At 63.3% G+C, this 23,780-nt stretch carries 19 protein-coding genes and 1 pseudogene; 10 read left to right on the top strand and 10 right to left on the bottom strand.

Going from position 1 to position 23,780, the window contains the following annotated elements:
* Positions 1-174 precede the first annotated feature (174 nt).
* From H040_RS06020 to H040_RS05995, 6 genes are all read left to right on the top strand, one after another.
* Positions 175-1,656 (top strand): DUF3300 domain-containing protein, encoded by a 1,482-nt coding sequence (locus tag H040_RS06020; protein WP_027920337.1) that lies wholly within the window; start codon positions 175-177, stop codon positions 1,654-1,656.
* Entirely contained in the window at positions 1,653-2,549 is an 897-nt protein-coding gene (locus tag H040_RS06015; protein WP_027920336.1) for a DUF2950 domain-containing protein, read from the top strand. The genes H040_RS06020 and H040_RS06015 overlap by 4 nt, the downstream gene beginning before the upstream one ends.
* A 248-nt stretch (positions 2,550-2,797) precedes the next feature.
* Positions 2,798-4,063, top strand: a complete 1,266-nt coding sequence (gene codB, locus H040_RS06010) for a cytosine permease (protein ID WP_027920335.1) — start codon at positions 2,798-2,800, stop codon at positions 4,061-4,063.
* A complete protein-coding gene (locus tag H040_RS06005) occupies positions 4,060-5,277 on the top strand; it encodes a PucR family transcriptional regulator (protein WP_027920334.1) in 1,218 nt (405 codons plus the stop codon). Before codB ends, H040_RS06005 begins: the two co-directional genes overlap by 4 nt.
* A 4-nt stretch (positions 5,278-5,281) precedes the next feature.
* The gene (gene codA, locus H040_RS06000; protein WP_027920333.1) at positions 5,282-6,523 is read left to right on the top strand and encodes a cytosine deaminase; all 1,242 of its coding nucleotides are present in this window, start codon (positions 5,282-5,284) and stop codon (positions 6,521-6,523) included.
* A gap of 191 nt (positions 6,524-6,714) precedes the next feature.
* On the top strand, positions 6,715-8,052 hold the full coding sequence (locus tag H040_RS05995) for an amidohydrolase (RefSeq protein WP_050437252.1): 1,338 nt from the start codon (positions 6,715-6,717) through the stop codon (positions 8,050-8,052).
* Between the two features lie 56 nt (positions 8,053-8,108).
* On the opposite strand, the gene H040_RS05990 is transcribed toward H040_RS05995, so the two are convergent.
* From H040_RS05990 to H040_RS05980, 3 genes are all read right to left on the bottom strand, one after another.
* Positions 8,109-9,026, bottom strand: a complete 918-nt coding sequence (locus H040_RS05990; protein ID WP_027920331.1) for an amidohydrolase family protein — start codon at positions 9,024-9,026, stop codon at positions 8,109-8,111.
* An 88-nt stretch (positions 9,027-9,114) separates the two neighbouring features.
* On the bottom strand, positions 9,115-10,443 hold the full coding sequence (locus H040_RS05985) for an MFS transporter (protein WP_027920330.1): 1,329 nt from the start codon (positions 10,441-10,443) through the stop codon (positions 9,115-9,117).
* Between the two features lie 85 nt (positions 10,444-10,528).
* Positions 10,529-11,506, bottom strand: a complete 978-nt coding sequence (locus H040_RS05980; RefSeq protein ID WP_027920329.1) for a hydroxyacid dehydrogenase — start codon at positions 11,504-11,506, stop codon at positions 10,529-10,531.
* Between the two features lie 224 nt (positions 11,507-11,730).
* Here H040_RS05980 and H040_RS05975 point away from each other — a divergent pair, with 224 nt between their 5' ends.
* Together H040_RS05975 and H040_RS05970 are read left to right on the top strand one after the other, a co-directional pair.
* Positions 11,731-12,408 carry an RraA family protein gene (locus tag H040_RS05975; RefSeq protein WP_027920328.1) on the top strand — a complete coding sequence of 226 codons (678 nt, stop codon included), beginning with the start codon at positions 11,731-11,733 and terminating at the stop codon, positions 12,406-12,408.
* An 86-nt stretch (positions 12,409-12,494) separates the two neighbouring features.
* Positions 12,495-13,721, top strand: coding sequence for an MFS transporter (locus H040_RS05970; RefSeq protein ID WP_027920327.1), 1,227 nt, complete (start codon positions 12,495-12,497; stop codon positions 13,719-13,721).
* Between the two features lie 4 nt (positions 13,722-13,725).
* Here H040_RS05970 and H040_RS05965 read toward each other — a convergent pair whose 3' ends face one another.
* Positions 13,726-15,060, bottom strand: coding sequence for an MFS transporter (locus tag H040_RS05965; protein ID WP_027920326.1), 1,335 nt, complete (start codon positions 15,058-15,060; stop codon positions 13,726-13,728).
* Positions 15,061-15,105: 45 nt separating this feature from the next.
* On the bottom strand, positions 15,106-16,026 hold the full coding sequence (locus tag H040_RS05960; RefSeq protein WP_027920325.1) for an SMP-30/gluconolactonase/LRE family protein: 921 nt from the start codon (positions 16,024-16,026) through the stop codon (positions 15,106-15,108).
* A 235-nt stretch (positions 16,027-16,261) separates the two neighbouring features.
* On the opposite strand from H040_RS05960, the gene H040_RS05955 reads away from it, so the two are divergent.
* Positions 16,262-17,578 (top strand): OprD family porin, encoded by a 1,317-nt coding sequence (locus tag H040_RS05955; RefSeq protein WP_027920324.1) that lies wholly within the window; start codon positions 16,262-16,264, stop codon positions 17,576-17,578.
* 58 nt (positions 17,579-17,636) lie between these two features.
* Here H040_RS05955 and H040_RS05950 read toward each other — a convergent pair whose 3' ends face one another.
* The 5 genes and pseudogenes from H040_RS05950 to H040_RS28040 all read right to left on the bottom strand — a co-directional run.
* On the bottom strand, positions 17,637-18,914 hold the full coding sequence (locus tag H040_RS05950; protein WP_033696541.1) for a c-type cytochrome: 1,278 nt from the start codon (positions 18,912-18,914) through the stop codon (positions 17,637-17,639).
* Positions 18,915-18,917: 3 nt separating this feature from the next.
* Positions 18,918-20,696 (bottom strand): GMC family oxidoreductase, encoded by a 1,779-nt coding sequence (locus tag H040_RS05945; protein WP_027920323.1) that lies wholly within the window; start codon positions 20,694-20,696, stop codon positions 18,918-18,920.
* Positions 20,697-20,700: 4 nt separating this feature from the next.
* Positions 20,701-21,438 (bottom strand): gluconate 2-dehydrogenase subunit 3 family protein, encoded by a 738-nt coding sequence (locus H040_RS05940; protein ID WP_027920322.1) that lies wholly within the window; start codon positions 21,436-21,438, stop codon positions 20,701-20,703.
* A gap of 172 nt (positions 21,439-21,610) precedes the next feature.
* The gene (locus H040_RS28045) at positions 21,611-22,360 is read right to left on the bottom strand and encodes a methyl-accepting chemotaxis protein (RefSeq protein ID WP_442966477.1); all 750 of its coding nucleotides are present in this window, start codon (positions 22,358-22,360) and stop codon (positions 21,611-21,613) included.
* Positions 22,361-22,465: 105 nt separating this feature from the next.
* A pseudogene (locus H040_RS28040) lies at positions 22,466-23,230 on the bottom strand (MCP four helix bundle domain-containing protein); the annotation flags it as partial.
* A gap of 194 nt (positions 23,231-23,424) precedes the next feature.
* Between H040_RS28040 and H040_RS05930 the strand changes: the two are divergent.
* Positions 23,425-23,780, top strand: a 356-nt coding sequence (locus tag H040_RS05930; protein ID WP_256578879.1) for a thiamine pyrophosphate-binding protein, incomplete at its 3' end; no start/stop codon positions are given.

Here is a 23,780-nt window from a genome sequence, read left to right as displayed (position 1 = left end):
CGTTTCGCTGGGCGACCCAGATTTAAAGGGAGTAAGCCTGTTTGCCATTAGTGCGTTGTAATCCAATGTCCGAGAGTGGTTGAAAAGGGTGCCTTTGCTACCCTTATCGCACGGCAGCGACTGGCCGGTTGTGCCACTCACTCTTTCACGCGGTATGGCCAATGAGGAACTGCGATGCGCATGCCATTGTTATGCGTCTTGTCGGTGGTGTTGTGCCTTGACGCTGCAGCCAGCATGGCGCTGGCCGAGGACCTGCCAGCACCCGACCCGGCGCCTGCCGAAGCCAGGCAGGCAGTGTTCAACCAGGAACAACTCGACCAGATGCTCGCGCCAATCGCCTTGTATCCCGACCCGCTGCTGGCCCAGGTGCTGATGGCGTCGACCTACCCAGGTGAGGTGACTGAGGCGGTGGCCTGGTCAAAGGCCAATCCCAAGGCCCAGGGCGATGATGCGGTCAAACAGGTGGCCAAGCAGACCTGGGACCCGAGCGTGCAGTCGCTGGTGGCGTTCCCGCAGGTGCTGGTGGTGCTCGGTCAGGACCCGGTCTGGGTCCAGCGGCTGGGCGACGCCTTCCTGGCGCAACCCGATGATGTGATGGCCAGTGTTCAGCGCCTGCGCCACCAGGCACAGACGGCTGGCAACCTGACCAGCAACCAGTACCAGAACGTCACGGTGCAGGCTGCGCCAGCCGCGGCGCCAGCCCCGGCCCCGGCCAGCTCGGGCGGGGTGCAGAGCGCGCCAGCCAGCAGTTCGTCGACCAGCACCATCATCATCCAGCCGGCCGACCCGCAGGTGGTGTACGTGCCCACCTACAACCCGACCACCACCTATGGCACCTGGGCCTATCCTGCCTCGCCGCCGGTGTACTACCCGCCGTCGCCGATGTACTACGCGGGCACCGCGCTGATGGCCGGGCTGGCGTTCGGCGCCGGCGTGGCGATCATCGATTCGGTATGGGGTGATTGCGACTGGAACAACGGCGATGTCGATATCGACGTCAACCGCTACAACAACATCAACCGAAACAATCGCATCACCAACAACCAGAACACGTGGCAGCACAACCCCGCGCACCGTGATGGCGTGCCCTACCGCGACAACCGCAGCCGCCAGCAATTCGGCCGCCAGCTTGACGGGGCCAACCAGCGCGCGGCGTTCCGCGGCGACGATGCCCAGCGTGCCCAGGCCCGCGATCGCGCCCGCAGCTCGATGGACCGCGCAGGCATCGAGCGCCCGGCTACCAGCAACCGCGAAGCGCGTGACAGTGCACGCCAGGCCCGCGCAGAAGGTGGCGTGGGCAACCGCATGCAAGGCGCCAACAACAACGCACGCCCTGCCGACCGCCGTGCAGAGCCACGCACGACGCGTGACAACACCCGCGATCACCAGCAGGCGCGCAACCAGATCAACCAGCGGCGCCAGGGTGAGGGCCAGGCCCGTCAGGCCGTACAGAACCGTACCGGCAACACGGCAGGCCGGGCGCGCAACAATGCCTTCGACGGTGTGCGCTCGCCGTCGCGAACCACGGCGCAGGCCAACCGCGGCCGTACCAGTCAGTCGTTCGCCCAGCGGCCCGGCGCCTCGCGGGCGGCCGGGCATCAGATTTCCCGCCCCAGTGCGCCGGCGCGTCGCGGTGGTGGAGGTGGCCGTCGATGAACAACAAGACAACCATTGCGGCGTTGCTGATGGGCCTGGGCATGGCCTGGACCAACCTGGCCGCCGCGCAGGAAGCATTCCCGACGCCGGAGCAGGCGGTCGAGTCGTTCGTCCAGGCGCTGGGTGTCGAGCACGCCGACGAAGCGCGCCTGGCGCAGTTGCTCGGTGACGACTGGCGCACCTACATTCCACGCGAAGGCGTGCAGCGCAGTGACGTCGATGCCTTCCTCGAGCAGTACAAGGCCGGGCATCAGATCGACAAGCAGGGCGACAGCAAGGCCATCCTGGCCGTGGGCCCCGAACACTGGACCTTGCCAATACCGCTGACCAAGGCCGCCAACGGCTGGCGCTTCGACCTCAAGGCCGGCAGCGCCGAAATCCGCGCCCGACGCATCGGCCGTAACGAGCTGGCCGCCCTGCAGTCGGTGCTCGCCTATCACGACGCGCAGATGGACTACGCCTCGCAGGACCGCAACGGCAACGGCGCGCTGGAATATGCCCAGCAGATCTTCAGCACCCCCGGCAAGCACGACGGCCTGTTCTGGGAGGACGAAGAGGGCGGTGAGATCAGCCCGCTGGGGCCGCTGTTCGGCAAGGACGTGGTGGGGGATGCCTGGTACGGCTACCACTTCCGCATTCTGGATGCCCAGGGCCCGTCAGCACCGGGCGGCGCCTACAGTTACCTGATCGGCAACCAGATGAGCCGCGGTTTCGCCCTGGTCGCCTGGCCGGCGAAGTATGACGATACCGGGGTGATGAGCTTCATGATCAGCCACGACGGGCAGGTGTTCGAGAAAGACCTGGGGCCGCAGGGCGACAAGATTGCCAAAGCCATGAAGCGCTTCGACCCGGACGACAGCTGGAAGGAGGTAGACGTCAACGCCAGCGAATGAGGTGCGGGGCAGCCCACCCGCAGCGCCGGATTGGGTTGAAACTACCCAGTGCTGTTCCGCTTTGGTGCGCGCCTGCATCAAAACAGGTCTTGAAGCACAGGTTTACATCGTTTGATGGGTCTATTGGTGTGCAGACTGAACAGGAATGGTTGTGCCGATTGCCCGCAAATTTACCGGTTACAGCGATTGGCAAAAGCGGCCCGCATATTGCTCCCTGCTGTCGCAACGACAACCCGGAGCACCGTGCCATGAGCTCACCGACCGAATTCCCGCTATGCGAAGCCCCAGTGTCATCACGCAAGGGGCTGCTGCCCATCGCGATGGTGCTGTTCAGCTTTACCTTCTTCACCGGCACCATGTTTGCCGGCGGCAAGCTGGGCATGGCCTTCAACTTCGTCGACATGTTGTGGGTGGCGGCCATCGGCAATACGCTGCTGGCGCTGTATGCCGCGGCCTTGGCCTTCATCGCCTCGCGCAGCGGGTTGAATACCGTGTTGATGGGGCGCTTCTGTTTCGGCGAGGCGGGCAGCCGGCTTTCCGACTTCATCCTGGGTTTCGCCGAGCTGGGCTGGTACGCCTGGGGTACCGCAACCGTGGCGATCGTGCTGGTCAAGCTGCTGGGCCTGGCGGATGGCTTTACGGTGCCGCTCATGGTGCTGTTCGGCCTGGGCTTCAGCATCACCGCGATCATCGGTTTCAAGGGGCTGGATCTGCTGTCGCGGGTGTCGGTGCCGCTGATGTTCGCGCTGCTGCTGGTATCGATGTACATCGCCACTGGCGATGCCGGTGGCTTTGCCGGCCTGGCAGCGGTGGTACCGCATGAAACCATGACCTTCTCGGCAGCGGTGACCATGGTCTTCGGCACCTTCGCCAGCGGCGCCACCCAGGCGACCAACTGGACCCGGCTGTCGCGCAGCGGGCGGGTGGCGGTAGTGGCCAGCGTCGTCGCTTTCTTGCTAGGCAACGGCCTGATGGTGGTGGCCGGGGCCTGGTGCGCGATGGTCTATCAGCAGGCCGACATCGTTGAAGTGATGATGCTGCAAGGGCTGTCGTTTGCGGCGGTGGTGATGCTCTGCCTGAACCTCTGGACCATCCAGGGGCCGACCATCTACAACGTGTCGGCAGCCGCCTGCCACTTGCTGCGCAGCGAGCGTCGTCGCACCGCCACGCTGGTCGCGGCAGCGGTGGGCATCGTGCTGGCGATCGGCGGCATGTATGAAATGCTGATTCCGTTCCTGGTGCTGCTGGGCTCGATCATTCCGCCGGTGGGCGGGGTGATCATGGCCGATTTCTGGTACCGCCACCGTGGCAAGTACCCGGCGCTGGCATCGGTGCAACTGCCGCGCTACAACTTCATGGGGCTTGGGGCCTACGCGTTGGGTGCAGTACTGGCCTACGCCTCGCCGTGGGTCGCGCCGCTGGTAGGCATTGGCGCCTCGGCCCTGTGCTACATCATCATGCTTGAGCTGCGTGGCCGGGGCCGGGCCTTGGGCCAGGCGGGCACCGAGCCGTGAGCCTGGCGCTGGAGGAGATCCTGTACCTGCCGGGCCTGCAGGAAATGACCGTGCGTGCCGGCGCGCGCAACCTGCAGCGGCGGGTGCGCTGGCCGTACGTAGCAGAAAACGAAGGCATCGCCGAGTGGGTGATGGGTGGCGAGCTGGTGTTCGTCACCGGGATCAACCACCCGCGTGGCGAGGCCAACTTGCTGAGCCTGGTCGAAGACGGCGAGGCGGTGGGGATTGCCGGGATGGTGATTCTTACTGGCGGCACCTTCATCCAGGGCATTCCGCCCGCAGTGGTCGCCCGCGCCGAGCAACTGGGCCTGCCGTTGATCGAGCAGCCCTATGCCCTGAAGATGGTGGTGGTCACCCACCTGATCGGCACCGCCCTTGTACAGATGAACCAGGTGCGCCGGTCACGCAGCGACATCCTCGGCCAGTTGCTCAGCGGCGACTATCCAAGCCTGGCCATCGCCCGCCAGCGCGCAGCGCACCTGGAATTGGCACTGGATGAGCCGCGTCGCGTGGTGGCGCTGCGCTTGCTGCACGTCGAGCAGTTGTTCGAGCGCCATGGCCTGGCCCAGGGCGAGCGCCTTTGGCAAGCTATCCGGCAGGCGCTGGAGGACCAGCTCGAAGCCTGGTGCCGTGAGCGGCCGGGGACGGTGACGGCGCAGTTGCCGGGCGACCTGCAGGTGCTGCTGCTGGCTGATGCCGCCGACCTGCCGGCAACCCTGGCGGCGCTGCATCGGCAGTTGAGCGCGGTGGTCGGGGAGCTGGCCCTGTACATGGGGCTGTCGAGCCTGGCCGGCGATTGTGCGCACTACCGGCAAGCCCTTAGCCAGGCGCGCCAGGCCTTGGAAGTGGCGCAGCATCTGCACCCGGCCAACGGCTTTTGCGACTTCAGCGAACTGGGGGTGTTGCGTCTGCTGCAAGGTATCGTTGACCGCACGCTGATCGACGACTTCGTTGCCCAGACCCTCGGCCCGCTGATCACCCCCGGGCGCAAACAGCCGCATGTGTTGGTGCACACCCTCGACGCCCTGCTCAAGGAAAACGGCAACGGGTTCAAGGCAGCCCAGCGCCTGGGCCTGCATCGCAACACCATCAACCAACGTATTCAACGCATCGAACAACTGAGTGGGCAGTCCCTCGACGATCCGCTGTTTCGCATGAACGCTTCCGTCGCCATGCTGGTATGGCGCATGAACGAAGACCAAGGTAAGGAGTAACGCCATGAACATCATCAACGCCCGCCTGCGTGGCAAAAGTGGCCTGTACCGCATCGAGCTGGAAGGCGAGCGCATCGCTGCCATCACGGCACAGGCCGACGTGGCCGCCCCGGGCCACCCGAATGACCTGGATGCCCAGCAGAACCTGGTGGTGGCGCCCTTCGTCGAGCCACACATCCACCTGGACGCCACCCTCACGGCGGGCGAGCCGAAGTGGAACATGAGCGGCACCTTGTTCGAAGGCATCGAACGCTGGGCCGAGCGCAAGGAAATCACCACCCACGACGACATCAAGACCCGCGCCACCAAGACCATCGGCATGCTGGTCGACCATGGCATCCAGCACGTACGCACCCATGTCGACGTCACCGACCCTAAGCTCACCGCGCTCAAGGCCATGGTCGAAGTGCGTGAGGAGGTGCGCCACCTGGTCGACCTGCAGATCGTCGCCTTCCCCCAGGAAGGCATCGAGTCCTACGCCAATGGGCGGGCACTGATGAGCGAAGCGGTGGCCATGGGCGCCGATGTGGTTGGCGGCATCCCGCATTTTGAAAACACCCGCGACCAGGGCGTTTCTTCGATCAAGTTTCTGATGGACCTTGCCGAGCGCACCGGCTGCCTGGTGGACGTGCATTGCGATGAAACCGACGACCCGCAGTCGCGCTTCCTCGAAGTGCTGGCCGAAGAGGCGCGGGTGCGAGGCATGGGCGCACGGGTCACGGCCAGCCACACCGTGGCCATGGGTTCCTACGACAACGCCTACTGCTACAAGCTGTTCCGCCTGCTGAAGATGTCGGGAATCAACTTCGTCTCGTGCCCCACCGAAAGCATCCACCTGCAAGGGCGCTACGACGGTTATCCCAAGCGCCGCGGCTTGACCCGCGTGGCCGAGATCGACCGTGCCGGGATGAACGTGTGCTTTGGCCAGGATTCCATCGTCGACCCGTGGTACCCGCTGGGCAACGGCAACATCCTGCGCATTCTCGAGGCCGGGCTGCACATCTGCCACATGCTCGGCTACGAAGACCTGCAACGCAGCCTGGACCTGATCACCGAAAACAGCGCCCGCACCCTCAACCTCGGCGAGCGCTATGGCATCGAGGTCGGGCGGCCGGCCAACCTGCTGCTGCTGTCGGCGCCGGATGACTACGAAATGGTCCGCAGCCAGGGCCATGCGCTGGTCTCGGTGCGCAACGGCAAGGTGCTGATGCGGCGTACGCCGGCGCAGGTCGAGCGCTTTGCCTGACAACGCAGGCAAGTGGTAACGAAACCCGCGCGTCATGGCGCGCGGGTCTTGTCCAGACGTAGTGCTGAAACACAGCCGTACGCCAGGCTCATTGATAGCAAGCTAAGCGATTGTTAAGGTCGCCCCTCCCAAGAACAATCATCAGCGTCGGCGTGAATCTACTGCCGAGCGACCTGCCTGGATCCCCGAATATGCCTGCTAGACCTTCTTTACCTTTGAACGCGCTGTGCCTGGCCATGCTGTCGCTGGCCGGCACTGCGCAAGCGCAAGACAACCCACTCGAGGAACAAGCGTTTGCCCGCGCCGCACAGGTCGAGCCGCAGATGATCGCCTGGCGCCGTGACATCCATCAGCACCCGGAGCTCGGCGAGCAGGAAACCCGCACCGCCAAGCTGGTCGCCGAGCACTTGAAGAAGCTGGGCATGGACGTGCACACCGGCGTCGGCCGCACGGGCGTGGTCGGCATTCTGCAAGGCGGCAAGCCAGGCGCGACCGTGGCGCTGCGGGCCGACATGGACGCCTTGCCAGTCAAGGAACCTGCCGGGCTGCCCTTTGCCTCGACCGCACGGGGCACCTATCACGGCCAGCAGGTGGATGTGATGCACGCCTGTGGCCACGACACCCACACCGCCATGCTGATGGCCACTGCCCAGGTGCTGGCTGGCATGCGCGACAGCCTGCCGGGCAAGGTGATGTTCATCTTCCAGCCGGCGGAAGAAGGCTCCAGCCTGGTCAAGGGCGGGGAAGGGCGCCGCTGGGGCGCGCAGTTGATGCTGCAGGAAGGGCTGTTCGACAAGCTCAAGCCCGATGCGGTGTTCGCCGTGCACGTGATGCCTGGGCCTTCGGGGCAGCTGAGCTGGCGCTCCGGGGCCACCACGGCCAGCAGTGACGACCTCGCCATTCAAGTTATCGGCAAGCAGGGCCATGGTGGCATGCCTTGGAACACCGTCGATCCGGTGGTGACTGCGGCGCAGGTGATCACCGGTTTGCAGACCGTGGTCAGCCGCCGCACCAACCTGACCCAGTCGCCGGCGGTGGTGACCGTCGGTATGCTGCAGGGCGGCAGTGCGCCGAATATCGTGCCGGAAAGCGTCGACATGGCGGGCACCATCCGCACCTACGACCCTAACGTGCGCGCGCAGGTGGCCGCTGATGTGAAGCTGACCTCCGAGAAAATCGCCGAGAGCGCCGGGGCCACGGCCAAGGTGTCGATCGTGCCGGCCTACGATGTGACGATGAACGACGCGCAACTGGCCGCACGCATGGCGCCGGTGCTCGGCCGCGCGGCCCATGGCAAGGTCGCGACATCGCCGCTGGTGGGGGCGTCGGAGGACTTCTCGTTCTTTGCCGGGCAGGTGCCGGCGTTGTACTTCTACCTCGGGGTCACGCCGCAAGGGCAGGACCCGGCCAAGGCCGCGCCAAACCACAACCCGCGCTTCTTCGTGGATGAAAGCGCGCTGATCGTGGGGGCGCGGGCGTTGTCGGGCGTGACCGTGGACTTCCTGACGCAGCAGGCTGGCAAGCAGTAGCCAATGGAGGCTGATCGTTGTTGTCGACGCGGGCGACTACCCGGTTTGGCTGGGGATTAGAAGTCGTAGAGCTGGGCGGGGTTGTCACCCAATATCAGGGCCTGGGTCTGCTTCTTGGGAGCCCAGCGCGCCAGCAGGTCGAGAAGCAACGCATCGTCGGGTTTCTGCTCGACGGGGAGCGTCGGGTGCGGCCAGTCGCTGCCCCATAGCATGCGATCCGGGCGATGGCTGATCAGCGTACTGGCGACCCGGCCGACATCTTCGAACAGCGGTGCCCCGGTTTTCGAGCGCAGATAGGGGGCCGACAGTTTGATCCATGCCCGGTCGGTGTCCAGCAACCTCACCAGCGCAGCGAATGCCGGTGACTTCAGCGCTTCAGGCTGTGGTACATGGCCCATATGGTCGATCACAACCTTGCCTGGCAAGGCCAGCAAGCACGGGGCGATTTCGGGCAGCAATGGCCCGGGAGCGACCTGCACGTTCCAGCCCATTTCACCAACCCGCGCGGCCAGGCGTTCCAGCCCACCGAGCGCCTGGCTGCCAACACTGAGGTTGAAGCGGATACCGCGTACCCCTGCCTGGTGCATTTCACCCAGCTCTGCGTCGGTAATAGCACCTGACACTACCGCTACACCCCGGGCATCGCCGCCGCTGCGCAACAAACCATTGAGCATCACTCGGTTATCGATGCCGTAGGTCGAAGGCGTGACGATGACCATGCGGCGGATGCCCAGGCGCTGCTGCAACTTGCGGTAATCCTCCAGCGAGGCATCGGGTGGCAGCAGCGTAGCGTCTGGGGCGGCCGGGATGCGGCTGTCGTAGAGGTGCATGTGGCAGTCGATACTGCCTTCGGGAGGCGTCAGGCGCGGGTGCGCCTCGCCTTTGCTGAACGGCACATCGGCCATGGCGCCCATGGAGGCGACAGCACCCAGAGCACCAGTGACTTGCAAGAATTGGCGACGAGACAACGTCATTGCTATTCCTCGTTTCTTGTTGTTGTGAAATGACGATGCCCACGTTCCTGAGGCAGGAAGGTGGGCATCGGCGTCCGGCTTGTGGGGCTTATTTGGCGCTGATGGCGCTGGTTGCTTCAGCTTGCTCGCGCTGGCGCTTGCGGCCGATTACCAGTACCGCGACACCGGCCACGGTGCACAGCGCGGCCAATGGCATCAGCGCCAGGGAGTAGCTGCCGGTGGCATCGTGAATGGCGCCGTAGGCATTGACCATGAGGCCTCCGCCGATCAGGTTGGCCATGGCGCCCACGGCTGCCAGCCCCGCAGCAGCGGTCGACGAAGACAGCCAGCCCGATACCAGTGCCCAGAACGGCCCTTTCATCGAGTAGGCGCCCACCAGGACCATGGTCAGCATCACCACCGTTGCCGGCAGGGACGAGGTGAACAAGGTCATCAGCAGGCCCGCTGCGATCAGCAGCATGGTCATAGCCGTGTGCCAGCGACGCTCGCCGGTACGGTCGGAACTGCGGCCCCAGATGATCATCAGCACCGAGGCGATGCCGTAGGGGATGGCGTTTACCAGGCCGATCTCCATGGCGCTGAGGCCAAAGGTTTTCAGCAACTGCGGGGCCCACACGCTCATGGTGCTGCCAGCGGCAGAGGCGCCCGAGTAGATCAGTGCCAGTACCCAGATGTCTTTGTGGCGCAGCAGCTTCCACAGCGAGATATGGCCGATGGCGGTTTTTTTCGAGGCTTCATCAGCCAGGCGCCGGGTCAGCCAGCCGCGCTGCTCGTCACTCAGCCACTTGGCCTGCTCGGGGCGATCGGTGAGCACAAACAGGCAGGCGATGCCCAGCAGGACGGCAGGGATGCCTTCGAGAATGAACAGCCAGTGCCAGCCACGCATGCCCATCCAGCCATCCAGGCTCAGCAGCAGGCCCGACAGCGGCGAACCGATGAAGTTGGCGGCAGGGATCGCCACCATGAACAGCGCCACCATGCGTGCACGGTAGGCCGACGGCAGCCAGTAGGTGAGGTACAGCAGTACGCCCGGGAAGAACCCGGCCTCGGCAGCGCCGAGCAGAAAGCGCATCACGTACAGGGAGTTGGCGCCCTGGACGAACGCCGTGCCTGCCGAGATCAGGCCCCAGGTGATCATGATGCGAGCAATCCAGATACGCGCGCCGTAGCGTTGCATGGCGAGGTTGCTGGGTACTTCGATCAGGAAGTAGGCAAAGAAGAACAGGCTGCTGGCAAAGCCGAATACCTTGGCCGTGAGCTGCAGGTCCTCGTTCATCTGCAGGGAAGCCATGCCGATGTTGCCTCGATCGATGATCGCGATCAGGTAGCAGACGATCAGGAATGGCAGCAGGCGCCAGGCAACACGGCGCATGGTGCTGCGTTCGAGTTCATCCGGCAGGGATGTTGCTGAAGTCATGGTGCTCTCCAATTGTTTTTTTTCTGGAGTGATGCGTCGTGAGCGCGCCGCTTTTCACCAGGCCGGCGCGGGAAGAAAGGGGCGATCAGCTGGCGAACAGGTGGCGGTTGACCACGCAACGCGGGTCCAGAGCATTTCCCGCCCAGACATCGAGGATCTGTTTCAGCGCTACCAGGCCTACACGGTCACGGGCCTCGGTGGTGTTGGCGCCGACATGCGGTGTGGCGACCAGGGTCGGCAGCCCCCACAGCGGGCTGTCGGCAGGCGGCGGCTCGGGGTTGAAGGTATCCAGGCCGGCACCGGCGATGCGCCGTTCGCTCAGCGCCTTAACCAAGGCGTTGGTGTCGATCAGCTCGCCACGGGCGGTGTTGATCAGGATGGAGCCTGGCCGCATGCGCTCGAGCTGGGCAGCGCCGATCAGGTTGTGGTTGGTCTCGGTCAGCGGGCAATGCAGGCTAATGATATCGCTTTCAGCCAGCAGGCGATCGAAATCCTCTTCACGTTCGACGTGAGGGCGATCTGGCAGTTGCTTGAGGTAGGGGTCGAACACCTTGACCTTCATGCGCAGTGGCGCCACCAGGTCCATGAGGATGCCGCCGATCGAGCCCAGGCCAATCAGGCCCAGGGTTTTGCCCGACAGCTCGATGCCGTTGGACGAGGCCTTGTCCCAATGCCCGTCACGCATGCGTGCATCGAGCAGTGCGGTTTGACGGGCCACGCTGAACATCAGGGCGAAGGCAAGCTCGGCCACCGATTGGGCATTGGCGCCTACGGCGATCGATACCGGGATGCTGCGGTCCGCAGCGGCCTGGATGTCGATGGTGTTGTAGCCCACGCCATGCTTGGCGATCACTTTCAGGTTGTCGGAAGCCTCGATCATTGCGCGGGTCAGCTTGCCCTGGCGTACCACGATGGCATCGGGTTGCTCGGCACGAATGATGGCCTCCAGCTCTTCGGCCGGCAGGTAGGGCGTGGTAGGGACGATTCTGACGCCCTGTTCGGCGGCAAGGTTCATGGCTTCGGCGGCAAGCTCGGGGCCGGTCAGCAGAATGGTTTGGGACATCGTGGATACCTTGTTCTTGTCAGGGGCAGTCTGCCGCGCCTCTGCGGCAATGGTCTAAACCCTATCATAATGAAACGCTGTTGCAAGAAAATAAAAATGCATCTCGTCGACGTGCAAATGGAGGCTCGAAAAATCCATTGCTATGGTTGTAATGAAATGACATTCTAAAAAACAGATTCGGCAGTGACCGATGACATCGAATAACACCAAGAGAGGTATGTCACATGAGCATTGGCTTCCAAGTGCTTGAGCGCGCACGTAAAGTCGGCGATGAGTGGGTTGCACGTTACCGTGAGGTTCCGGTCGCTAACGTCAGCGACTCGATGAACCGTATGACTGCAGGTGGTGCTCGCCTGCGCCCCATGCATCGCGAAGGCGTGCTGTGTGGCCCGGCCTTGACCGTCAAGGCACGTCCAGGTGACAACCTCATGCTGCACTACGCGATCGACATCGCTCAGCCGGGCGACGTGATCGTGGTGGATGCCGGCGGCGACCTGACCAACGCCCTGATCGGTGAAATGATGGTGGCTTACGCGGTCAAGCGTGGCGTGGCTGGCATCGTCATCAACGGCGCCATCCGCGATGCGGCCAATATCGGTGCGGGCGACTTCCCGTTGTTCGCTGCGGGCGTTTCGCACCGCGGCCCTTACAAGGACGGCCCGGGCGAGATCAATGTGCCAATTGCCATTGATGGTATGGTGATCGAGCCGGGTGACCTGGTGATCGGTGATGACGATGGCCTGCTGTGCGTGCCTTACGACCACGTCGCAGAGGTCTACGCGGGCGCTACCGCCAAGCACACTGCCGAAACCGCGCAGATGGAAAAAATTGCCCAAGGCACCAACGACCGTTCCTGGGTCCTGGAGTCCTTGAAGAAGAAAGGCTGCCTGCTGCCAGGCTGATCCTGCATGCGCTGCGCACCTTGCGATGGGGTGCGCAGTGGCTGATGGGTCGGTGTCGGGCGTGGGTCTACTGAGGATTCGCAGACTTGTCCGATTCATCAACACCGCATCGCAAGCGGTGGCCCGTCGCTGTACGGGCACTCGCTCATCGCAATTTCCAGATCTACTTCGCCGGCCAGGGTGTTTCCACGCTGGGCAAGTGGGTGCAGCAGGTTGCGTTGGCCTGGCTGGCCTATCACCTGACCGGGTCTGCCGTGCTGCTGGGCCTGATCACCTTCCTTTCGCTGGCGCCGCAATTGCTCATTGGTCCATTGGCGGGAGCCTGGATCGACCGGCACGACAAGCGCCGGTTGCTGATCATCGTGCAATTGATACTGATCGTGCAGTCGCTGGTGCTGGCGGTCGCAACTTGGCGCGATTGGGTCGATGGCCCGTTCATCGCCGTCATGGCGTTGTTGCTTGGCCTGCTCAATGCTTTGGAAACTCCCCTGCGCCAAGCATTGATCGGCAGTTTCGTCGACGACCCGGCCGACCTGCCGAACGCGCTGGTGCTCAATGCCATGTTGATCAATGCAGCACGTTTCGTCGGCCCGCCCTTGGCCGGCGGGCTCATTGCCCTGGCTGGTGAAGCAGCCTGTTTCACCTTGACTGCAGTGGCTTTCGTGGCTTTGCTGGGTGGCTTGCTGAAAGTGCGTGGCACCTCCGGCGCAAAGGCCAGTGGCTCCACCGCCCAAGTGTTTCGCGAAGGCTTGGTGTACATGTGGCAGACGCGCAACGTCCGTCAGTTGCTGGTCAACGTGATCATGGTCAACCTGCTGGCATCCTGTTATGCGGCACTATTGCCGATCCTGGCCAGGGCGGTGTTCGCGGGTGATGCACGGGTGCTTGGCTGGTTATGGGGGGCGGCCGGGGCGGGAGCATTCGTGGCCACCCTGGTGCTGGCGGTCGGCGGTGCATTGCCTCGCCTGCGGCAGTTCACCGATGCCGGAGCACTGCTGTGCGCGGTGGCGCTGGTCGGGCTGTGGATGGCGGGGGCGCTGCCACTGGCGCTATTGGCGCTGGGGGGCCTGGGTTTTGGCATCACCCTGAGCAACGTCAGTACCAACATGCAGTTGCAAAGCGGCGTGCCAGGCCATTTGCGTGGTCGGGTGATCGCTTTCTATATCGCCATGCGTTTCGGCTTCGAGGCCTTGGGTGGCATGGCGGCAGGCCTGATCGCCGCCCGCTGGGGGGCGCCGGCGACCTTGGGGATCGCCGGCGGGGTCCTGATTATGGGCCTGTTGGGTCAGTACGGCATGCGGCGGCGCAGCTGAGCCCTCAAGCGGCTTGGCCTTGACCGTGAGGCGCCTGCTGCTTGGCGGGGTCGCCCAGCCAGAGCATCAGGCAGGTGCCGATCAGCAGGATCGATGCAACGGCAAAGAACGGCATGCTGAAGCTGTGGGTGGCATCTTTGATCAGGCCGATCAGGAACGGGCCTGTGAAACCGCCCAGGTTGCCGATCGAGACGATCATCGCCAGGCCGCCAGCGGCGGCGCGCCCCGTCAGGAAGGTCGACGGTATCGCCCAGAACGTGGCCTGGAATGACAGGATGCTCGCCACCGCCACGCACAGGCTGGCGATCTTCAATACCGGCTGGTCAATCAGGGCGGCGACCACCAGCGCCAACGCGGCCAAAGCCAGCGCACTGACCACATAGGGCAGGCGATGACGGCTGCGGTTGGCCAGGCGTGCCCACATCGTCATTGCCAGCGCGCCGAGCAGGTAGGGCAGGGCGACCACGAAGCCGACCACGCTGCTGTCGATGCCCAAACCTTTGATGATCTGCGGCAGCCACATGCCAATACCAATCGAGCCGACGATGCAGCAGAAGTTGATGGCCGCCAGGGTGAAGACCTTGGGGTTGGTCAATGCGGCACGCAGGGTGTTGCCGTGGGATGCGCCGATGGCCTGCTGCTCCTGGGTCAGGCGCTGGTTCAGCCAGGCTTTCTCCCGCGTGTTGAGCCATTTTGCCTTGGCCGGAGTGTCTACCAGCACGAACAGGCAGGCGATGCCCAGCAGCACGGCCGGCATCGATTCGGTGACCAACAGCAGCTGCCAGTTCTTCAGGCCCCACACGCCATGCTGCTCCATCAGCCAGCCAGACAGGGGCGAACCGACGATGTTGGCCACGGGAATACCCAGCAGGAAGGCGGCAGTGGCCTTTGCCCGCCATTTGCCCGGGAACCAGTAGGTGAAGTACAGGTATACCCCAGGTGTGAATCCAGCTTCGGCAAGCCCCAGCATGAAGCGCGCGATGCTGAAACTGATTGGTCCCGTGGCGAACGCGGTCGCCATGGAGATCAGCCCCCAGGTGATCATGATCCGCGCAATCCACACCCGCGCGCCGAAGCGCTGCATCAGCAGGTTGCTGGGGATCTCGAACATGAAGTAGCCGAAGAAGAACAGGCCGGCCGCCCAGCCGAACATGGTCGCGGTCAGGCCCAGGTCCTGGTTCATGCTGATGGCTGCGAAGCCGACATTGGTGCGGTCCAGGTAGCTGATCACGTAGCAGATGAAGATGAACGGCACCAGGCGCCAGAGTATGCGGCGCATCAGCCGTTCGCCCTCGGCGTCGCTGAGCGGCGCCTGGGCGGAGGTGTTTTCGTGGGTCATGTCGTCACTCTTTTGTAGTTGTTGTGTGCCCTGACAGGGGCCGGATCAGCTGTGGGAATACATTGGCAGCCCTGGCGTAGTGGTGCGCACCTGAAGAATGCTGCCGGTTTCCGATTCGGTGATGTACAAGGTCTGCCCGCCGTCGCCGCCGAAAGCCAGGTTGGTGTTGCTGATGCCGGCGCAGGAGACGATGCGCTGCAGTGGCTCAGCGACTTTCGACAGCTTCCATACCGAACCGAAACCGGTATGGGCGATGTACAGGTTGCTCTGCGCATCAAGGGCCAGGCCGTCGGGCCCGCCCAGTCCGCCATGCAACTGGGCGAAAACACCCACCTTGCCGACGATCGAGCCATTGCCCAGGGGGATGCGCCAGATCTGCTGGGCGCGGGTCACTGCCACCAGCAGGTGATTGAGGTGCGGGTCGTAGACGATGCCATTGGGGCTGGGGATGGTGCCCAGCAGGCAGGTCAGGTTGCCGGCGGCGTCGAGCTTGTAGACACGGCCGCTGGCATCCTGCAGGCCGGTCTGGCCCTGGTCGGTGAAATACAGGTCGCCATTGGGCGCGAAAACCAGGTCGTTGACGCCTTTGAAACCTTCCGAGCCGGCCGAGTCGAGTAACGCTTCGATGGCGCCGGTTTCCGGGTCGAGCAGCATGATCCCGCGCTTGTAGTCGGTGATGAAGATGCGCCCGTCCTGGTGAATCTTCAGGCCGTTCGGCCAGCCATCGTACTGGCACACCAGCTCCCATTCGCCCTGAGGCGAGATGCGGAAGATGCGCCCGTTGGGGATGTCGGTCACGTACAGGCGGCCTTGGCGATCAAACGAAGGGCCTTCGAGGAACGAGTCGATGGCGCGGCCTTGGCGATTGGCATTGGCCCAGGCGGTCGGGCGCGCGTCGCGAAAGTGCTCGGGCAGGCGGGTGAATACCGTGGTTTCGACGGTGGGCGGGGCAGCAAAGAAGCTCATGGGCGCTCCTGTAGGGCCAGGGGACGCCAGGGCGTCCGATTGTTGTTTTGATTTATTTAATGCAACGTCGTTGCAAAATAAACCAGAACCGGATGAAGGGTGAAGCGAATTTTACTAGTTGGTCTGAATTTTCGCGCCGATTGGTGGTGGCTATTGACGATGCCCGGGTAATCTGACTCCATATAAAAGAAATGGCGTTTCAAAATAATAACAGCGATCCCTTGGAGTCTCTTTCTTGAAATCCTTCCCTTCGATCTGCCGCATTGCTCTGGCAACAGGCGGCAGTGTCATAGGCTTATCTGCCCAGGCCGACCTGATCAGTGACAGTCACGCGAATCTGTCGATGCGCAATTTCTACTTCAACAGCGATAACCGTGACGGCACGGCGCAGCCCTCCAAAACCGAGGAGTGGGCGCAAGGCTTTTTGCTGGACGTACGCTCCGGCTATACCGAGGGTGCTGTTGGCTTTGGCGTGGACGCCACGGCCATGCTGGGCCTGACGCTGGACAGCGGCAGGGGGCGGCATCAGGGCGGAAGCATGATCCCCTCCGATGGTAATGGCGCCGCTGACCGCTGGAGCAGCGCCGGTGTCACCGCCAAGATGAAAATGAGCCAGACCGAGCTGCGCGTGGGGCAGCTGATGCCCAAGCTGCCGGTGCTGGTGGCCTCTGATGGCCGGTTGCTGCCGCAGAGCTTTCAAGGCGTGCAGTTGCAGTCCAAGGACATCGATCGCCTCACGCTGATCGGCGGCGCGCTCACTCGCGCCAGGGGCCGGGCTTCGACCGACCTCACGGGCATGGCCGTAAGCGGCGGCACGCAGGAAAGTGACCGTTTCAACTTTGTCGGTGCCGACTACCGTGCCACCGATTCCCTGCTGATGCAGTATTACGCCGGTCAACTTGAGGACTACTACCTGCAGCAGTTCGCCGGTCTCAACCACACACTGGCCTTGACTGATGACAGCTCGTTGACGACTGACCTGCGCTATTTCCGCACCCGTTCGGATGGCGCCAACGGGAGTGCTTCGGGGCGTAGCCAGGGGTATACCGTCGGTGGTTACACCGATGGCGGCGATGGCGAGATCGATAATGACCTGTGGAGTGCGGCGTTCACCTATCGCCTGCGAGGCCACTCGCTGACCCTCGGTTATCAGAGCGTTTCCGACGATAGCAACTTCGTGCAGATCAACCAGGGTTCGATCGACAAGGGGGCGGGCGGCAGCAGCCTGTATCTGTGGACCGACAAGATGCTGCTCAGCTTCACACGGGCCGGTGAGCGTACCGGGTTTGCCCAGTACGGGTACGACTTCACGGCCATGGGCATACCGGGGCTGAAAGCTTCAGTGATGTATCTGAAAGGCGACCATATCCAGACCGCTGGCGGCGCTGAACAATCGGAATGGGAGCGTGATTTCTCGCTGGATTACGTGATCCAGGGCGGCACGTTCAAGGGGCTTGGCGTGGCGTGGCGCAACGGCGAGTCGCACAGCGAGGCAGCGCGCAATGGCGACCAGAACCGTCTGATCATCAACTACACCCTGCCGCTGTTCTAAGCCTCGGCAAGCCCAGCGAACGGGGCCGCATCAGCGGCACCGTTCCCTGATTGCCAGGTCAGTGGCTGCCCAGTGCCTTGCGTTGGGCGGCCACATCACTGGCGCTCACCGCGGCACCCGAGTTACCCCAGCCTGCACGAATGAACGAAACCACCTCCGCCACTTCCTGATCGGAAAGCCGCCAGGCGAAGCCGGGCATGCCATAGCCGGTCGGCGCATGCTGGTTGCCTGGCAGGTAGCCGCCAGCCAGCACGATGTGGATCAGTGAAGCCGGTTCCTTGCCATTGAGTACCGGGTTGCCGCCCAAGGCCGGGAATACCTCGGCGTAACCACGCCCATCACTGCGGTGGCAGGCCATGCAGTTATCGATATAGGTTCGTGCGCCCGGGGTGCTCACGTCCATGTTGCTCAACTGCTGGGTGGTGTTGCTGGCGGTGGCCTTGGCAGTCGCGGCTTGCGGGTTCGCTGCCGGCAGGCTTTTCAGGTAGCTGGCGATGGCCAGGCGGTCGGCATCGGTCAGGTGCTGCATGCTGTGCTGGATGACATCGGTCATGCTGCCGAACACGGCCGTACGCTCTGTTCGGCCAGTTTTGAGGAACTGCGCAAGTTCTTCCGTGCTCCAGCTGCCCAGGCCGTCGTGCGCGTCGCCGCGCAGGTTCTTCGCCACCCAGCCTTCCAGGGGCGCACCGCCGGCCAGGAAGTGTTCACCATCGCTGTCGCTCAGTGATTTCTCCTGCATGCCGATGCCGCGCGGGGTGTGGCAGCTGCCACAGTGGCCAAGGCCATTGACCAGATAGCGGCCACGCTCCAGCTGTGGGTCAGGCGTGCTGCCGGCGTCGGTGGCGACCTCGGGAGCGAAGGTCCAGCGCCAGAACGCCAGCGGCCAGCGCATGCTCATCGGCCACGGGATGTCGCTGTCGCGATTCGCTTCGGCCACGGGCTGCACACCTTTCATGAAGTAGGCGTAAAGGTCGGCGATGTCCTGGTCGGTGACCTTGGCATAGGACGGGTAGGGCATTGCCGGGTAGAGCGTGCTGCCGTCCTTGCGGATGCCGTGGCGCACGGCCTTGTCGAAGTCTTCCAGGGTGTAGTCACCGATGCCATGCGCGTGGTCAGGGGTGATGTTGGTGGCATACACCGCACCGATTGGCGTTTCCAGGCCAAGGCCGCCAGCGTAGGGCTTGCCGCCTTTGGCCGTGTGGCAGGCCATGCAGTCGCCCGCGCGGGCCAGGTACTCGCCACGCTTGACGGCTGCTTCGTCGATGGTTGCGGCCGTTGCCGCGGTACTGATGGCCAGGCCCAGCGCCGTCAGCAAGGGGAGGGTCAGGTTCTTCATGGATTACACCTCCACCAGCGGGCGGCCCGGGTTTTTCAGGTAGCGCTCACGGATGGCATTGGCCGACCAGTAGGCCAGCGCACCGACCAGGCCGGTAGGGTTGTAGCCGATATTCTGCGGGAACGCCGAGGCACCGATGACGAACACGTTCGGCACATCCCAGCACTGCAGGTAACGGTTGACCACGCTGGTCTTCGGGTCGCTGCCCATGATCGCCCCGCCGGTGGTGTGGGTGCTCTGGTAGAAGCGGGTGTCGTAGAGCGTTCCGATCTTCTTGGCGTTCACGGTGTAACTTGACGGGTTCATCGCCACGGCAATCTCTGCTGCCTTGTTGGTCACGTACTGCGACATGCGGATGTCGTTGTCGTGCCAGTTGAAGGTTACCCGCAACAGGGGTTGGCCGAAGGCGTCCTTGTAGGTCGGATCCAGGTCCAGGTAAGTGTCGCGGTACGACATCACCGAGCCCTGGGTGTAGAGGTTCATGCTGCGCTGGTAGTTGTCAGTGACTGCGCCCTTCCAGCCCTTGCCCCAGTTCGGCTCGCCTTTGGCCACGGCGCTCTGGCCGATCGGGCGTCCGCCTGTGCGATGGTGGCCGATGTTGGCGCCGCCCAGGAAGCCCAGGCCGCTGTGGTCGAAGTTGTCGCCGTTGTAGTTGTCGATGGCAGTGCCGCCGGCACCGGTCCCGATGAACGGATTCAGGTAGGTGCCCTTGGGCAGTTGCACGGTCACCGACCCCAGCATCTGGTAGGCGTAGTTACGCCCGACCACGCCTTCGCCGGTGTGCGGGTCGTACGGCTTGCCGATTTTCGACAGCAACAGCAGGCGCACGTTGTGCAACTGGAAGGCGCTGAGGATGACCAGGCGCGCCGGTTGCTCGACCTCGTTGCCTTGCGCGTCGATGTAGGTGACGCCGGTCGCCTGCTTGCCTGACGAGTCGAGGTTGACCTTGGTGACATGGGCCAGGGTGCGCATCTCGAAATTACGGCGCTGGCGCAGCACGGGCAGGATGGTGGTCTGCGGTGAGGCCTTGGAGTACATGTAGCAGCCGTAGTTTTCGCAGAAGCCACAGAAGTTGCAGGGGCCCAGCCGCACGCCATACGGGTTGGTGTAGGGCGCGGAGGCGTTGCCGGCAGGGATCGAGAAAGTCGAGTAGCCCAGGCTGCGGGCGGCCTTGTCGAACAGTTGTTCACCATAGACCTTTTTCAGTGGCGGCAGTGGGTATTCCTTGCTGCGCGCACCTTCGAACTTGTTGCCACCCTCGATCAGGCGGCCTTTGATGTTGCCGGCCTTGCCCGACACGCCGGCCACTTCTTCGAAGCGGGTGAAGTAGGGCTCGAGTTCTTCGAAGCTCACGCCGTGATCCTGGATGGTCATGCTTTCCGGGATGAACTTGCTGCCGTAGCGTTCGGTGTAGTGGCTGCGCAGTTTCAGGTCGCTTGGCAAAGGGCGCCAGCTCAACCCGTTCCAGTGGAACCCTGCGCCTCCCACGCCGTTACCCAGCAGGAAAGTGCCTTGCTGTCGATAGGGCAGGGCGACAGAGGCCGCGTTGTGGCGGATGGTGACGGTTTCCTTGGACAAGTCCTGGAAGAGCTTGCCACGGATGGTGTAGGCCAGCTCATCGATCACCTTCGGATAGTTGGCGTCGGTTGGTGTGTCCTGGTCAGGGCCGCGCTCCAGCGCCACCACGTTCAGGCCCGCCTCGGTCAGTTCGGCGGCCATGATCGAGCCCACCCAGCCGAGGCCGACAATGACGACATCTGTTTCAGGTTTCTTGACTGCCATACCGTTACCCCCGCTGGCCATTGATTGAAACTGGACCCAGTGGATAACGCTCGTTCGGGCGATCGATCCAGTCCATGAAGTCGGCGCGGGCGCCGGGGAAGCCGAGCATGGTCCACGCGACCATTTGCTTGTTGCCGCCATACATCGGGTCGGCGAAATAGCCTTCCTTGACGTTTTTCAGCAGCAGGGCAAAGAAGGTGGCGGCCGGTACGCGTGCCAGTTCCAGCTTGCCGCTTTCCAGCTGTTTGAACACCTGGGTCTGCACGCGCGCGTCGAGCTGCGCGAAGGGCTTGCCGAGCTGCTTGAGGCAGGCAGCGTCGAGGTCGGCAATGCCCAGGCGGTAAAGCTCGCGGGGGACCAGCTTCATCTGGTAACCCAGTTCGGCGGGCTGGTCGGTGATGAAGGGCGCCTGCATGTACCACAGGCGACCGTGGGCGTAAGGCGTTTCCATCTGGCGGTCGAGAAATTCGGGCACTCCAGCGGTCACTGCGCCGGGCCCTTCGTCGTCCTCGGGAATCAGCACGGCGCACGCCGCGTTCACGAATGCCCACTCGCTGTCGGTGAAGTACGTTGGGTGATAGGGCTCGGTAGGCCCGCTTGGGGTGGGGGCGACAGCGGTGCTGGCAGGCGCCGGCTTCGAATCGATGGCCTCATGGGCTGCATAGCCCACCAGGCTTACCGCTGGAATGAGGATGGCACTACGGCGCAGAAATTCGCGCCGTGAGTTGGGTGTGTCGGACATCAGGAGCTCGCTCGGTTCGGGAACAGTCTTGGTTTCGGTCCTGGCCACCTTTGTTCTGGTTTTACAGGGGTGGAGTGACCGGCCATGGGCGTGCGGCATTATGCCTCGCAATGCGCAAAAATAGAATTGCGTTGCGAAATCTATGGTTTTGCGAGTGTGGCGACCGCGTGGGTCACGTTCGGAAGCGCGTGACCAGAGCACTGAGCTGGGTGCCCAGTTGTTCCAGCGCGTGGCTCGCCGCAGCGGTCTGGTTTGCTTGGCTGGTCGACACTGCAGACAGGTCGCGGATGTTGATCAGGTTGCGGTCCACTTCGCGAGCCACTTGGGCTTGCTCTTCTGCGGCGCTGGCAATCACCAGGTTCTGTTCGTTGATGCGCGTGATGTGCGCCATGATCTGCTCCAGCGCTTGCCCTGCCTCGTGTGCGGTTTGCAGGGTATGGCCAGCGCGGGCGCGGTTGTCATTCATCGCAGCCACTGCCTGGCTGGACTCGGTGCTGATCGCGCTGACCATGCTCTCGATTTCCAGCGTGGATTGCTGGGTGCGGTGGGCCAGTGCGCGCACTTCATCGGCAACCACGGCAAAGCCGCGGCCGGCCTCGCCTGCGCGTGCGGCTTCGATGGCAGAATTGAGCGCAAGCAGGTTGGTCTGCTCGGCGATGCTGCGGATCACATCCAGTACCTTGGCAATGTCCGTCACGCTGGTGGCGAGGCTGTCCACTTGCTGAGCGCTCTGCTGGATGTCTAGGCTCATCTGCTCGATGGCCGCTACGGTCTCTTCCACCCGTGCATTGCCGGCTTCGCTGGCGGCCTTGGATTGCGCCGAGGCTTGCGAGGTGTTCACGGCGGTACGCGCCACTTCGTCCACAGCAGCGGAAAGCTCGGTGACTGCAGATGCGGCCTGCTCGATCTCGTTGGCCTGCATCTGCAGGTTTTCGTTCGATTCGACAGTGACCGCGCTCAGTTGCGTCGAGGAGGCAGCAATCACCGAGGCCGATTGCACGATCTGGTCTATTGCTGCGCGCAGATTTGCCTGCATTTGCTGCAGCGCGCCGAACAGCCGGGTGACTTCATCGCTACCTTCATTTTCCATGGGCTGGGTGAGGTCACCCGAGGCGATGATTTCGGCGCTCGAGGCCGCCCGGTTGATCGGCAGAATGATGCTGCGGCTGACCTGCCAGGCCACACCGAGGGTGATCAGCGCAGCCACCGCCATCAGCACGGCCACACTGGCCCGGGCGTTCGAATAGGTGCTGCTGGCGCTGGCGAATGCCTGGTTGATATTGCGCTGGTTGACGTCGCTCAGGGCGTACAGGCGGGGGAAAGATTCCTCGGAATTTTCCCGCAGCGGCCCGTTGAGCAGGCTCACCATTTCGCTCTCGCGGCCTTGCCTGGCCAAGGCGATCAGCTCGCGAATGCCGGGTGCGGTGGCATTGAGGTAAGGCTCGACCCCCGTGTACAGCTGCCGTTCATGAGGGTCTGTCAGCTTCGCCAGGTATTGCGCTTGTGCCTTGGCGAGCTTGTCGAGTTGTATTTCCAGGCGCCGACTGCTATCGGCGCGCATCGTTTCGCTGGGGTAGAACGCCAGCTTCAGCGAGTTGACGCGGATACCCAGCACGGCTTCGCGCATGCTGCCGAGCGCGTTAGCGGTCGGCGTGCTGACGGTTTCGATGGTGCGGTTGATCTGGTCGACGCGGGACATTTGCAGGAGTGCAAATACCCCGACGATGATGATGATTGAGGCGATCAGGCCGAAGGCCAGCGTTGAGCGCAGCGCAATTGAAAGTTTTCGCATGTCGTTCCTGTGGGTAGCGAATAGGGAAGTAGTGGCGAAATGCTTTCGGCCGTTCAGCTAGAAAACTTGAATGAAAATAGAACGGCATTGCAATAAGTTGGTTTGCAGTGCACTGTGTGGCCCGCGTTTCGAGCGCTCGAACGTCTGCTGTGCAAAGCGTTCGCATCCCGATGACCGTAGGTGAGATAAGAAAGATGGCCAAAGCCGCCGATGTTGTTGTGCAATGCCTGGAAAACGAAGGTGTCGAGTATGTGTTCGGCATTCCTGGCGAGGAAAACCTCGACCTGCTGGAATCCCTGCGCAAGTCGAAGATCAAGCTGGTACTGACCCGCCACGAGCAATCCGCGGGCTTCATGGCCGCCACCTATGGCCGCCTGACCGGCAAGACCGGTGTCAGCCTGTCGACCCTGGGCCCTGGCGCAACCAACCTGGTGACCGCCAGTGCGTACGCCTACCTGGGCGGTATGCCGATGATGATGATCACCGGCCAGAAGCCGATCAAGAAGTCCAAACAGGGCCGCTTCCAGATCATTGACGTGTGCGGCATGAT

Source organism: Pseudomonas sp. URMO17WK12:I7, from assembly GCF_003269045.1.
Lineage (GTDB): Bacteria > Pseudomonadota > Gammaproteobacteria > Pseudomonadales > Pseudomonadaceae > Aquipseudomonas > Aquipseudomonas putida_J.
The sequence above is the reverse complement of the archived record's forward strand: the minus strand, read 5'-3'. Positions and strand labels throughout refer to the sequence as shown.

Bases quoted from the DNA above. Each gene is read 5' to 3' on its own strand.
- H040_RS05950 (WP_033696541.1), bottom strand. From the start codon at position 18,914: ATGAAGAACCTGACCCTCCCCTTGCTGACGGCGCTGGGCCTGGCCATC.
- H040_RS06020 (WP_027920337.1), top strand. From the start codon at position 175: ATGCGCATGCCATTGTTATGCGTCTTGTCGGTGGTGTTGTGCCTTGAC.
- H040_RS05990 (WP_027920331.1), bottom strand. From the start codon at position 9,026: ATGACGTTGTCTCGTCGCCAATTCTTGCAAGTCACTGGTGCTCTGGGT.
- codA (WP_027920333.1), top strand. From the start codon at position 5,282: ATGAACATCATCAACGCCCGCCTGCGTGGCAAAAGTGGCCTGTACCGC.
- H040_RS28045 (WP_442966477.1), bottom strand. From the start codon at position 22,360: ATGCAGGCCAACGAGATCGAGCAGGCCGCATCTGCAGTCACCGAGCTT.
- H040_RS05965 (WP_027920326.1), bottom strand. From the start codon at position 15,060: ATGACCCACGAAAACACCTCCGCCCAGGCGCCGCTCAGCGACGCCGAG.
- codB (WP_027920335.1), top strand. From the start codon at position 2,798: ATGAGCTCACCGACCGAATTCCCGCTATGCGAAGCCCCAGTGTCATCA.
- H040_RS05975 (WP_027920328.1), top strand. From the start codon at position 11,731: ATGAGCATTGGCTTCCAAGTGCTTGAGCGCGCACGTAAAGTCGGCGAT.
- H040_RS05995 (WP_050437252.1), top strand. From the start codon at position 6,715: ATGCCTGCTAGACCTTCTTTACCTTTGAACGCGCTGTGCCTGGCCATG.
- H040_RS05945 (WP_027920323.1), bottom strand. From the start codon at position 20,696: ATGGCAGTCAAGAAACCTGAAACAGATGTCGTCATTGTCGGCCTCGGC.
- H040_RS06015 (WP_027920336.1), top strand. From the start codon at position 1,653: ATGAACAACAAGACAACCATTGCGGCGTTGCTGATGGGCCTGGGCATG.
- H040_RS05985 (WP_027920330.1), bottom strand. From the start codon at position 10,443: ATGACTTCAGCAACATCCCTGCCGGATGAACTCGAACGCAGCACCATG.
- H040_RS05960 (WP_027920325.1), bottom strand. From the start codon at position 16,026: ATGAGCTTCTTTGCTGCCCCGCCCACCGTCGAAACCACGGTATTCACC.
- H040_RS05980 (WP_027920329.1), bottom strand. From the start codon at position 11,506: ATGTCCCAAACCATTCTGCTGACCGGCCCCGAGCTTGCCGCCGAAGCC.
- H040_RS05940 (WP_027920322.1), bottom strand. From the start codon at position 21,438: ATGTCCGACACACCCAACTCACGGCGCGAATTTCTGCGCCGTAGTGCC.